A 10,762-nucleotide genomic window follows, 5' to 3' on the forward strand; every position below is an offset into this window, starting at 1 on the left:
GGTGAGCGTCGTCGACGCCCACGTCCACGTCTGGGGCGCGGAGCTGCTCGGCACCGGCTGGCTCGCCGAGCCGGCGTCGGGGGCGATCCGCCGGATATTCACGCTCGACGACCTCGCCCCCGAGCTCGCGACGACGGGCGTCGCCCGCGTGGTGCTGGTCGCCGCCGAGGAGAGCGACGCGGGATCCGAGCGGCTGCTGGCGGGTGCCGCCCACGACCCGCGGGTCCTGGGCGTGGTCGCCTGGGCGGAGCTCGCCCGCCCGGACGCGGCGGAACGGCTCGCCGCCCTGCGCGCCGCGCCCGGCGGCACCCTGCTGCGCGGGGTGCGGCAGTCGCTCACCGCCGCCCCGGCCGGCTGGTGGACCGACCCGGCGACGGTGGCGGGGCTCATCGCCCTGGAGAGGGAGGAGCTGTTGCTCGAGCTGCTCATCTCGGCCGCGCAGCTGCCCGAGGCCGCCGCGCTCGCCGCCCGCCATCCGGGGCTGGCCGTCGTGATCGACCACCTGGCGAACGCGCACGAGCCGGATGCCGACCCACGGTCCTGGCGCACCGCGCTCGATGAGCTCGCCCGGGCCCCGCGCGCGGTCGCCAAGGTCTCAGGGCTCGGTGACGACGAGGGGAGGGCCGTGACACTGCTCGCCGCCGCCCGGGCCGCGCTCGGAGCCGACCGGCTCCTGTGGGGCTCCGACTGGCCGGTTCTGCTGCTGCGCGACGACTACGCGGGCGAACGCGCCCGCGTCGAACGGCTGCTCGCGGGCTGGCACCCCGCCGAACGCGCCGCGGTGCTCGGCGGCACCGCCGCCCGGGTCTACGGGGGCGCGCGATGAGGCGACCGCTACCGGCCGGTCCAGACGAGTGAGTCCTAAAACCGAGAACGGGTAAGGCGGGACGTACCGGCTGATGAGCCCACCCGTGGAGCGCGTCGGCAGTAGGGCGAATGTCGCCCACCCGGGCTGCGCCTCAAACAGATGAACCCGCCCCCGACGCCAGAGCGGAAGCGACGAAGGGTGTCGGGGATCGATGTGTGACCAACGACCTCAACACCCTTCTGACCGCACTGTATGTCAGGATCGACGACTGGCTCACCCAGACGGGCCAGCACGTTCGCCCCGGCCGCCCACCGCGCCTGACCGACGCCGAACTACTCACCGTGGCCATCGCCCAGGCCCTGCTCGGCATCCGCTCCGAGACCCGCCGGCTGCGGTTCCTGCCTCGCCATCTGCCCGGCGCCTTCCCCTCCCTGCCCGGCCGGTCCGGCTACGACAAGCGCCTGCGCAGCGCACTGCCCCTGCTCCAGCGCACCATCTGCGCGCTGGCCCGCGACAGCGACCTGTGGGCCGACCCGGTCTGGGTCATCGACTCCACCCCCATCGAATACCGCAACCTCGCTCCCCGGCCCGGCGAGCAGTTCCTCAAACCGATCCGCCAGCTGATCGAATCGGTCAACGAAACCCTCAAGGGCCGGCTCGGCCTGGAACTGCACGGCGGGCGCAGCCCGAGCGGCGTCGCGGTCCGTGCCGCCCAGCGGATCCTGGCGTTGACCGCCGCGATCTGGCACAACCGCGCCACCGGCCAGCCCGTCACCCGATCACTGATCGCCTACGACCACTGACCGGACTTCGGAGTTACTCGTCCAGGACGGCGCCCTCGGTGCCCTCGGTGCGAGAAGGCCGGCGACCGGGATGTGCGGCCGCGCGCCGTCGGGAGTGTTCTCCCGCGCGGGGGCCCGTACGTGGCCAGGCCCCCGTGCGGAAGATCGTGCGACCCGTCCGGAAGGCATGCGGGAAGAAGGTGGAGAGCGCCGCCCGCCCGGGGGGTGAAAGGCACAGGCGGGCGGCGCCGTTTTGGGAGCCGCTCAGCGCAGGGACAGCCGGAGCAGCAGGTCCTTCACCTCGGTGGCGGCGATCCGGTCGCTGGCCACGGACGGGTCGGAGCACAGCAGCACCGGCCCGTCGAGGGGGTCGTCGGGCAGCCGGCCGTGCGAGCCCCGGATGGCGCGGGCGCCCGCGTCGAGGCCGACGACGTTCATCGTGTAGCGCATACCGGTCTTCTTGCGCAGCAGCGCCACGGCGGCCCTGCGCTTGGCGGCGCCGGGGGCGGCGGGGTCGAAGAACAGCTCGGCGGGGTCGTAGCCGGGCTTGCGGTGGATCTCGACCAGGTTGGCGAAGTCGGGACGCCGGGCGTCGTCGAGCCAGTAGTAGTAGGTGAACCAGGAGTCCGGCTCGGCGACGAGGACCAGCTCCCCGGCGCGGGAGTGCGCCAGCCCGTTCTGGGCCTTGCCCTCCTCGTCGAGCACCTCGGCGACCCCGGGCAGGCCCGCGCAGAGCTTGGCGACGGCCGGGATGTCGGCGGGGTCGGCGACGTAGACGTGGGCCACCTGGTGGTCGGCGACGGCGAACGCGCGGGAGGTCCAGGGGTCGAGATACTCCATGCCGTCCTGGGTGTAGACCTCCAGCAGCCCCTCGGTGCGCAGCAGCCGGTTGACGTCGACCGGGCGGGAGACGTCGGTGATCCCGTACTCCGACAGGGCCACCACGGTGGTCCCGCGCGCGGCGGCGGCGTCCAGCAGGGGTGCCAGCACGGTGTCGAGCTCGGAGGCGGCGGCGGCCGAGCGCGGGTCGGACGGGCCGAACCTCTGCAGGTCGTAGTCCAGGTGCGGCACGTACGCCAGGGTCAGGTCCGGGTCGTGGTCCTTCATGATCTGCTCGGTGGCGCGGCAGATCCAGGTGGACGAGGCGATGCCCGCGCCCGGGCCCCAGTAGGTGAACAGCGGGAAGTCACCCAGCTTGCCGGTGAGCTCGTCGTGCAGCTGGGGCGGGTAGGTGTAGCAGTCGGGGTCCTTGCGCCCGTCGGCCCGGTAGATGGGCCGGGGGGTGACCGTCCAGTCGACGTCGGCGCCCATGGCGTACCACCAGCACACGTTGGCCACGGTGAAACCGGGCCGCTCGCGCCGGGCGGCGTGCCACAGCTTGTCCCCGCCGACCAGCGCGTTGTGCTGGCGCCACAGGAAGACCTCGCCGAGCTCGCGGAAGTACCAGCCGTTGCCGACGACGCCGTGCTCGGTGGGCGCGACGCCGGTGAGGAAGGTCGACTGGGCCGAGCAGGTGACGGCGGGCAGCACGGTGCCGAGCTCTGCCTGGAAGCCGCCGTCGGCGACGGCGCGCAGCCTCGGCATGTGGGCCAGCAGTCTCGGGGTGAGGCCCACCACGTCGAGGACCAGCAACGATGTCATGCTTTCACTCCAAGGTCGCGCATCTCGGCGCGGGCGAAGTCCAGCTCGTCGGCGATGCCGCCGGCGAGCTGTTCGGGCGTCTGCGGGCGCAGCGCGGGTGGCAGCACGCCCCAGGTGTAGGTCTCCACGTCGAAGTGGTCGCACAGCGGTTCGGGGCCGCCGACGAGCTCCGCGAGGGCCTCGCGGAGCACCGGCGCGGTGGTGGCGAGCGGCGCCTGCGGTGCGACGTGCAGCGGTACGTGGTAGTGGACCCGCCACGGTCCGGGCAGCTTCCGCTCGAACGCCTCGTCGAGGTCGTCGGCGGCCTCGCCTGCCGCGTTGCGGGTCTGGTGCAGGAAGCGCGGCTCGACGTACTCGCGCAGGGTCTCCGGGTCGTCGCTCTCCAGGGCCGCGGAGACCTGGACCTTGACGACGGGCAGGCCCGCCTCGGCGTACCGGCGCAGCGCGTCGGCGGGCCGCTCCCAGGCGCACGCCAGGTGGGCGAGGTCCAGGCAGACGCCGAGCCGGTCGGTGTCGACGCCGGACAGGGCGCGCACGGCCTGTCCGGTGGTCTCCACCACGCAGCCGGGCTCGGGTTCGAACGCCACCCGGATGACGCGGCCGGTGGCGGACTCGACGGCGGCGAGCCCGGTGGCGAGCTCGTCGAGCCTGCTCATGGCGAGGCGGGCCATGTCCTCGTCCCAGGGGTCGCGCCAGGCGAGCGGGAGCGTGGAGATCGATCCCCTGGCGGCGTCGTCCGGCAGGAGGGCGGCCAGGACGTTCGCCAGGTCGAGGGTGTAGGCGAGCCGGTCGGAGGTGGTCCAGTCGGGGTGGTAGACCGCGTGCTTGACCACCGGGTCCTGGAACGAGCGGTAGGGGAAGCCGTTGAGCGTCACGACCTCCAGCTCACGCGCGTCCAGCTCGCGGCGGAACCCGGCCAGCAGCGCGGGGTCGGCGGCGAGCGCGGCGGCGACGGGCGCGGCCAGCCAGAGCCCGAGCCCGAGCGTGTCGGCGCCGAGGCGGGCGCGGATCGGCACCGCGTACGTGTCGAGCTGCTCGACGATGCCGCCGAGGTCCTCGGCCGGGTGCACGTTGGTGCAGTAGCTGAGGTGCAGCGTCCGCCCGCCCGGATGGGTCAGCCGCATCAAGACCCTCCGCGCTTGATGGAGCTGCCCTCGAACGTGGGCTCCTTCGCTCCGGCGACCTCGGACAGGTCCAGGCGGCCCGACTGGCCGTAGAACTCCACGGGGTTGCGCCAGAGCACCCGGTCGACGTCGTCCTCGCTGAACCCGGCCTCCAGCATCGCCCTGCCGGTCTCCAGGGTGAGCAGCGGGTCGGACACGCCCCAGTCGGCGGCGGAGTTGACCAGCACCCGCTCCAGGCCGTGCTCGCGCAGGATCTCCACCATGCGCGGCGGCGACATCTTGGTCTCGGGGTAGATGGAGAAGCCCATCCAGCAGCCCGCGTCGTGCACGATCCCGGCGGTGACCTCGTTGAGGTGGTCGACGGCGACCATGCCGGGCGCGATGCCGGACGAGGCGACGACGTCGAGGGTGCGCTGGGTTCCCCTGGCCTTGTCGCGGTGCGGGGTGTGCACGAGCGCGGGCAGCTCGTGGTCGACGGCCATCGCGAGCTGCCGTTCGAAGGCGTCGTCCTCGGCGGGGGTCATCGAGTCGTAGCCGATCTCGCCGACCGCGACGACGCGGTCCTTCTCCAGGTAGCGCGGGAGCAGGTCGAGCACGGGACGGCAGCGCGGGTCCCCTGCCTCCTTGGGGTTCAGCGCGATGGTGGCGTGGTGCAGGATGCCGAACTGCCCCGCGCGGTACGGCTCCCAGCCGATCAGCGAGTCGAAGTAGTCGGTGAACGAGCCGGGGTTGGTCCGCGGCTGGCCCAGCCAGAAGGCGGGCTCCACGACGGCGAGCACCCCGGCGGCGGCCATCCTCGCGTAGTCGTCGGTGGTGCGCGACGTCATGTGGATGTGCGGGTCGAAGATCCGCATCAGGCCTCCTTCTCGCTGGTCGGACGGTCGAGCTTCTCGCTGGTCAGGCGGCCGAGCAGGGCGGTCGCGTCGTCGGGGGTGGGGCGCCCGGCCGCGGTGCGTTCCTCGGCGAACGCGGCCAGCATCCCGGCCAGTTCGGCGTCGGCCCGCTCCTCCAGCCGGTCCACGGCGGCGAGCGGCACGCCCATGAACACGCACTTGAGCACCGCCTGCCGCCACATGGTCTGGTCGAGGTGGCGGGCGTAGGGGCCGAGCGCGGCGGCCACCAGGCGGGTGTCGTTGGTGCGGATCGCGTCGTGCAGGAGCGGTACCGCCTCCGCGCCGAGGGGCAGCAGCGGCAGCGCCTTGAGCACGGCGCGCTTCTCGTCGGCGTCGCCGTACCGGTAGAGGTCGGCGACCTGCCCGGCCACCGCGTCCGGCGGGAGCGCGGCGAGCAGGACGGCCCTCGCCGCCTCGTCGGCCGTCCAGCCGGGCGCGTCCGGCAGCGGTGCCCGTCCGGCGCGCCGTCCCGCGGAGGCGAAGTGCCGCGTGACGCTCTCGGGCTTGGCGGCGACGCTTTCGCGCGCGCCGGCGAGCCACTCCTGGTCGAGCGCCTTCAGCAGGCCGTCCGTCCGGATGCTCGGTCGTGGGGTCATGCGTTCGTCCCTTCTGCGGCGGCCGCGCGCAGGAAGTCCAGGGATCGGGCGGCCACCTGCGGCGCGGCGTGCGAGTGGCGGGGCAGCTCCACCGCGACCAGGCCCCGGTAGCCGCTGCCGGCCAGGGCGCGCAGCACGGGCGGGAAGTCGATCTCCCCCTCGCCGAACTCCAGGTGCTCGTGCACGCCGCGGCGCATGTCGTCGATCTGCACGTTGACCAGGTGTCCAGCGACGGCCGTGACGCAGTCGGGGACCGGGTCGGGCTCGAGGCAGCGGCAGTGGCCGATGTCCAGGGTGATGCCGAACCCCGGCGGCTCGCCGAGCTCGGCGTGCAGCTTGCGCCATCCGGCGATCGTCTCGACGAGCATGCCGGGCTCGGGTTCGAAGCCCAGCGGCACGCCGGCGGCGGCGGCCGTCTCGGCGAGCCGGGCGCAGCCGTCGACGAGCCTGGCCCAGGCCGTGGCCTCGTCGACCGCCTCCGGGCGCACTCCCGCCCAGAACGACACCGCCTCGGCTCCCAGGTCGGCGCCGATGGCGACCGCCCGGTTCAGGAAGTCCAGGCGCGTCTCGCGCTCGTCGTGCAGCAGCGTGGGGGCGTGCTTGTGCCACGGGTCCAGCAGGTAGCGGGCCCCGGTCTCGACGACCACGCCGAGCCCGAGGTCGCGCAGCAGGTCGGCCGTGGCCGCGACCCTGCCCGCCAGCCCTTCCTCGTACGGGTCCAGGTGGTCGTGGTCGAGGGTGAGGGCGACCCCCTGGTAGCCGAGGTCGGCGATGACCCGGAGCGCGTCGGCGAGCCGGTGGTTGGCGAACCCGTTGGTGCCGTAGCCGAACCTCGGCCCGGGGGTCGTGTCGGTGCTGCCTGAGCTCACGTCGGGGACACCTTTCTCGCGAGGGCCCGGCCCAGGGGGACGGCCGCCGCGACCGCGATGCCCTCGCGGGTGGCGCCGCTGCGGGCGACGAGCGCGCCCTGCAGGGCGGGCAGCGCGACGATGCCGGTGCCGACGGCGGCCCGCATCCGGGAGGGCGACGGCTCGGCGACCGCCTGGGCCTGGGACAGGCCGAACCTGGCGGCGTACCAGCCGGTGAGCCCCGCCTGCACGGCCCGCACCACCTGCGCCGCGCGCGCGGTCTGCGGCTTCGGGGAGGCGTCGCCGCGTCCCAGGGCGGTGGCCACCGCGAGCGCGACGGTACCGGCCAGGGTCGCCACCGGAAGGCTCCGGTCGGAGCCGGACACCTCGGCGCGCGACAGCGCGGTGAGCAGGTAGGTGTGGGCGGCGACGGTGAGGGCCGAGGGCAGCGCGTCCGCGACGCTCCGCCCCGGGGTGGCGCCCAGCAGCACGTCGAGTCCCCGGCAGAGCGCCATCGCCAGGGGGCCCGCCGCGGTGTTCTTGGCCACCAGGTCGTACGACCAGACGGCGGCGGCGAGCGGGACGGCGACCGCGAGGGCCCGGCGGCCGCCGGAGAGCCCGGCCGCCGCGAGACCGGCGACGGTGAGCCCGGCGGCGATCCCGAGCGCGGCACCGGGCGACACGCGGCCGGACGGGATCGGCCGCTCCGGGCGTTCCACCGCGTCCAAGCGGCGGTCGGCCCAGTCGTTGGCGGCCATTCCCGCCCAGTACAGGCAGACCGAGGAGCAGGCCAGGCCGAGGGTCCTGCCGCCGAGCACCTGCCCGGCGGCGGCCCCGGCGACGACGTCACCGGGGACGGACAGGGCGGCGGGGGCGCGCACGAGCTCCACGAGGTCGCGCAGCGACGGCATCAGACCGGTTCCTCTCCGCCGAGGGTGCCGGCGAACGCGCGCAGCACCCGCCACTGGTCGGCCAGCGCGTGCGGCACCACCCCGAGCGGGTCCTTGAAGAAGAAGGCCAGCTCGCTCAGCGGACCGGTGCGGCCGGAGCGGTGCGCCGCCGCCGTGAGCCTCGCCAGGTCCAGGATCAGGGGCGCGGCGAGGGCGGAGTCACAGCCGTGCCAGGTGAACTCCATGCGCATGGGCGTACCCAGGAACCCCTCGAAGGTGACAAGGTCCCAGGCGGTCTTGAAGTCGCCGATGTCCTCCACGTACTCGATGCGGGTCTCGCCCTGCGGGGTGTAGCCGAGCGTCTCGCCCAGCACCCGCTGCTTGCTGGCGGCCTTGGCGGCGTTGGCGGCGGGGTCGGCGAGGTTGGCGCCGTCTCCCCCGCCGAGGAGGTTCATCCCCGACCAGGTGCGGACCCGCAGGTTGCGCTGGGCGAACATCGGGGCGAGCACCGACTTGACGAGCGTCTCGCCGGTCTTGCCGTCGTGGCCCGCGTACGGCAGCCCCGCCAGGCCGGCGAGCCGGTCCAGGGCGGGCAGCCGGGCGCCCGTCGATGGGGTGAAGTCCACGTAGGGGCAGCCCGCGCGGAAGGCGGCGTACGCCGTCAGGGCGCTGGGCGGCAGCAGGTCCCGGGAGACCGCCAGCTCGGCCTCCAGCAGCTCCAGGTCGGCGTACGCCGGATGGGGCGCGGGTGCCGGCTCGGTGGTCGAGACGTTGATGACGACGACCCGTTCCAGGCCGTGCCGCAGCCTGAACTCGGTGATGTCGGCGCTGATCAGCTCCGCGGTCGCGGCCTGGTTCTCGGCGAGCGGCACCTGCCGCAGGTTCTCCTCGACGCCGGCGAGCTCGTCGCGCAGGGCCTCGACCAGCCGGGACGGGACGATCCCGGCTCCGGCGAGCGCGGCCGCCTTCTTCTCCAGCGGGGTCGGCACGATGTCGTGCCCGCCGAACACCAGGTCTCCCAGACCTGGCAGCCCGGCACCACCGAACTCGGGGAGTTCCGTGACGCAGCCCGTCGGCTGGGCGAGACCGGCACGCACCGCTAGCGCTCCGATCACGCTCGTGACGGCGACGGACCCTCGTGCTCCTACCAGCCACACTCCCGTACGCATCTGGCCTCCTATGGTGAGTCGACTCCTGGGGGATGACGGTTTTCATCCGTCCGGCCGAGGCCGGACGGCGCCGATGACATCACCATTTCGGCCGTCCGGTCGGAAGGGATGTCACGGCGGGCATACGTGGTCGTTAAAACGGAGGAGACGACCCCGCAGCGGGCCGAGCCGGTAGGTCCGACCCGCTTGTGCAAGGAATCGTACGTTGTGCGGATATTACGGATATATGTCTCAGGGCTATATTTTTCCGTCATAGCAGCTCAACGTAAAAAAATTCTGTCAGCGAGCTCAGTCAGGAATCCCGGACCGGGACGTCCGGCCCGAGAGGTTCGCCCTGAGGGAGTCGGTTCGGATTTCAGGCCGGTTTTCCGCGCGGGTTCCAGCCGGGAGGTCCGGCTGTTCCCCGTCGGGGTTTCGGCCTGAGGGTTCGGTCCGAGGGGTCTTCGGTCCGAGGGGTTTTCAGTCCGAGGAGAAGGCGGCGTCAAAGGCGGTGGTGGGCGGGGTGATGGCGTTGAGCTTGCGGATGACGGCCAGCGCGTCGGGGGCGCCGTCGAGGCGGTCCATGCCGGCGTCCTCCCACTCGATGGAGATGGGGCCGTTGTAGCCGATGGCGTTGAGGGCGCGGAAGCAGTCCTCCCAGGGCACGTCGCCGCGTCCGGTGGAGACGAAGTCCCAGCCGCGGCGCAGGTCGGCCCAGGGCAGGTGGGAGGCCAGGCGGCCGCGGCGGCCGTCGCCGGTGCGGACCTTGGCGTCCTTGCAGTCGACGTGGTAGATGCGGTCGGCGAAGTCGAGGATGAAGGCGACCGGGTCGATCTCCTGCCAGACCATGTGGGAGGGGTCCCAGTTCAGGCCGAACGCGGGGCGGTGGCCGATGGCCTCCAAGGTGCGCACGGTGGTGTGGTAGTCGTAGGCGATCTCGCTGGGGTGGACCTCGTGGGCGAAGCGGACGCCGACCTCGTCGAAGACGTCGAGGATGGGGTTCCAGCGTTCGGCGAAGTCGGCGTAGCCGTCCTCGATCATCTGGGGGGGCACGGGCGGGAACATGGCCACGGTGTGCCAGATGGAGGAGCCGGTGAAGCCGACCACGGTGTCGACGCCGAGTTTGGCGGCGGCGCGGGCGGTGTTCTTGATCTCTTCGGCGGCGTTGCGGCGGACCTGTTCGGGGTCGCCGTTGCCCCAGATGCGGGCGGGCAGGATGCCCTGGTGGCGGGCGTCGATGGGGTTGTCGCAGACGGCCTGGCCGACCAGGTGGTTGGAGATGGTGTAGACCGACAGGTTGTGCTTGGCGAGCAGTTCCTGTTTGCGGGGGATGTAGTCGTCGTCGCTGAGGGCTTTGTCGACCTCGAAGTGATCGCCCCAGCAGGCGATCTCCAAACCGTCGTATCCCCAGCCCGAGGCCAGGCGGCAGACCTCCTCGAACGGCAGGTCGGCCCACTGGCCGGTGAACAAGGTGATCGGCCTGCTCATGTTCCCTCCACAGATGTGAGACGGCTCTGGTCGGCGGCGCTGCGCTCGACCGCTTCCAGCACGCGCTGGACGTTCAGCCCGTCGTCGAACGACGGAGTCGGGGCGACACCGGCGGTGATCGCCTCGACGAAGTCCTTCACCTCGTGGGTGAAGGTGTGCTCATAGCCCAGGCCGTGGCCCGGCGGCCACCACGCCCCCGCGTACGGGTGCCCGGCCTCGGTGACCAGCACCCGGCGGAAGCCCGCCTCCTCGGCCGGCAACGCGTGGTCGTGGAACCACAGCTCGTTCATCGCCTCGAAGTCGAACGCCAAACTCGCCTTGGAGCCGTTGACCTCGATCCGCAGCGCGTTCTTGCGGCCGGTGGCGAACCGGGTCGCCTCGAACGAGGCCACCGCCCCGCCGCTGAGGCGGCCGATGAACAGGGCCGCGTCGTCGACGTCGACCTCGCCCATCTCCGTACCGCTTCCGTTGCCGGTGTCGGCCGACAACCCCGCCGAGGCGCCGGCGAGGGGCCGCTGGGTGATGAACGTCTCGGTCAGCCCCG

The 10,762-nt window shown here is 72.9% G+C and carries 11 protein-coding genes; 2 read left to right on the plus strand and 9 right to left on the minus strand.

Annotated elements, in window-relative coordinates:
* Position 1: 1 nt before the first annotated feature.
* The gene (locus AB0G15_RS20795; protein ID WP_362842018.1) at positions 2 to 826 is read left to right on the plus strand and encodes an amidohydrolase family protein; all 825 of its coding nucleotides are present in this window, start codon (positions 2 to 4) and stop codon (positions 824 to 826) included.
* 197 nt (positions 827 to 1,023) lie between these two features.
* Positions 1,024 to 1,611, plus strand: a complete 588-nt coding sequence (locus tag AB0G15_RS20800; RefSeq protein WP_362842020.1) for a hypothetical protein — start codon at positions 1,024 to 1,026, stop codon at positions 1,609 to 1,611.
* 243 nt (positions 1,612 to 1,854) lie between these two features.
* Here the strand turns inward: AB0G15_RS20800 and AB0G15_RS20805 are convergent, their stop codons facing one another.
* From AB0G15_RS20805 to AB0G15_RS20845, 9 genes are all read right to left on the minus strand, one after another.
* Positions 1,855 to 3,231, minus strand: a complete 1,377-nt coding sequence (locus AB0G15_RS20805; RefSeq protein ID WP_362842022.1) for a nucleotide pyrophosphatase/phosphodiesterase family protein — start codon at positions 3,229 to 3,231, stop codon at positions 1,855 to 1,857.
* Positions 3,228 to 4,355 carry a metabolite traffic protein EboE gene (eboE, locus tag AB0G15_RS20810; RefSeq protein ID WP_362842024.1) on the minus strand — a complete coding sequence of 376 codons (1,128 nt, stop codon included), beginning with the start codon at positions 4,353 to 4,355 and terminating at the stop codon, positions 3,228 to 3,230. Before eboE ends, AB0G15_RS20805 begins: the two co-directional genes overlap by 4 nt.
* A complete protein-coding gene (locus AB0G15_RS20815) occupies positions 4,355 to 5,209 on the minus strand; it encodes a TatD family hydrolase (RefSeq protein WP_362842026.1) in 855 nt (284 codons plus the stop codon). Before AB0G15_RS20815 ends, eboE begins: the two co-directional genes overlap by 1 nt.
* Positions 5,209 to 5,844, minus strand: coding sequence for an EboA domain-containing protein (locus AB0G15_RS20820; RefSeq protein ID WP_362842029.1), 636 nt, complete (start codon positions 5,842 to 5,844; stop codon positions 5,209 to 5,211). The genes AB0G15_RS20815 and AB0G15_RS20820 overlap by 1 nt, the downstream gene beginning before the upstream one ends.
* Positions 5,841 to 6,713, minus strand: a complete 873-nt coding sequence (locus AB0G15_RS20825) for a sugar phosphate isomerase/epimerase family protein (RefSeq protein WP_362842031.1) — start codon at positions 6,711 to 6,713, stop codon at positions 5,841 to 5,843. Before AB0G15_RS20825 ends, AB0G15_RS20820 begins: the two co-directional genes overlap by 4 nt.
* Positions 6,710 to 7,603: an SCO3242 family prenyltransferase gene (locus AB0G15_RS20830; RefSeq protein ID WP_362842034.1), complete on the minus strand. Its 894-nt coding sequence runs from the start codon at positions 7,601 to 7,603 to the stop codon at positions 6,710 to 6,712. Before AB0G15_RS20830 ends, AB0G15_RS20825 begins: the two co-directional genes overlap by 4 nt.
* Positions 7,603 to 8,751, minus strand: coding sequence for an inositol-3-phosphate synthase (locus AB0G15_RS20835; RefSeq protein ID WP_362842037.1), 1,149 nt, complete (start codon positions 8,749 to 8,751; stop codon positions 7,603 to 7,605). Before AB0G15_RS20835 ends, AB0G15_RS20830 begins: the two co-directional genes overlap by 1 nt.
* A gap of 459 nt (positions 8,752 to 9,210) precedes the next feature.
* Complete coding sequence (locus AB0G15_RS20840; protein ID WP_362842040.1) at positions 9,211 to 10,218, minus strand: sugar phosphate isomerase/epimerase family protein; 1,008 nt, start codon at positions 10,216 to 10,218, stop codon at positions 9,211 to 9,213.
* A partial coding sequence (locus AB0G15_RS20845; protein WP_362842043.1) for a Gfo/Idh/MocA family oxidoreductase occupies positions 10,215 to 10,762 on the minus strand: 548 nt, incomplete at its 5' end. The genes AB0G15_RS20845 and AB0G15_RS20840, both read right to left, overlap by 4 nt.

Origin of the sequence: Streptosporangium sp. NPDC023825 (genome assembly GCF_040639575.1) — a bacterium.
Lineage (GTDB): Bacteria > Actinomycetota > Actinomycetes > Streptosporangiales > Streptosporangiaceae > Streptosporangium.

Coding starts and splice junctions, on each gene's coding strand:
- AB0G15_RS20805 (WP_362842022.1), bottom strand. CDS start 3,231: ATGACATCGTTGCTGGTCCTCGACGTGGTGGGCCTCACCCCGAGACTG.
- eboE (WP_362842024.1), bottom strand. CDS start 4,355: ATGCGGCTGACCCATCCGGGCGGGCGGACGCTGCACCTCAGCTACTGC.
- AB0G15_RS20815 (WP_362842026.1), bottom strand. CDS start 5,209: ATGCGGATCTTCGACCCGCACATCCACATGACGTCGCGCACCACCGAC.
- AB0G15_RS20820 (WP_362842029.1), bottom strand. CDS start 5,844: ATGACCCCACGACCGAGCATCCGGACGGACGGCCTGCTGAAGGCGCTC.
- AB0G15_RS20830 (WP_362842034.1), bottom strand. CDS start 7,603: ATGCCGTCGCTGCGCGACCTCGTGGAGCTCGTGCGCGCCCCCGCCGCC.
- AB0G15_RS20835 (WP_362842037.1), bottom strand. CDS start 8,751: ATGCGTACGGGAGTGTGGCTGGTAGGAGCACGAGGGTCCGTCGCCGTC.
- AB0G15_RS20840 (WP_362842040.1), bottom strand. CDS start 10,218: ATGAGCAGGCCGATCACCTTGTTCACCGGCCAGTGGGCCGACCTGCCG.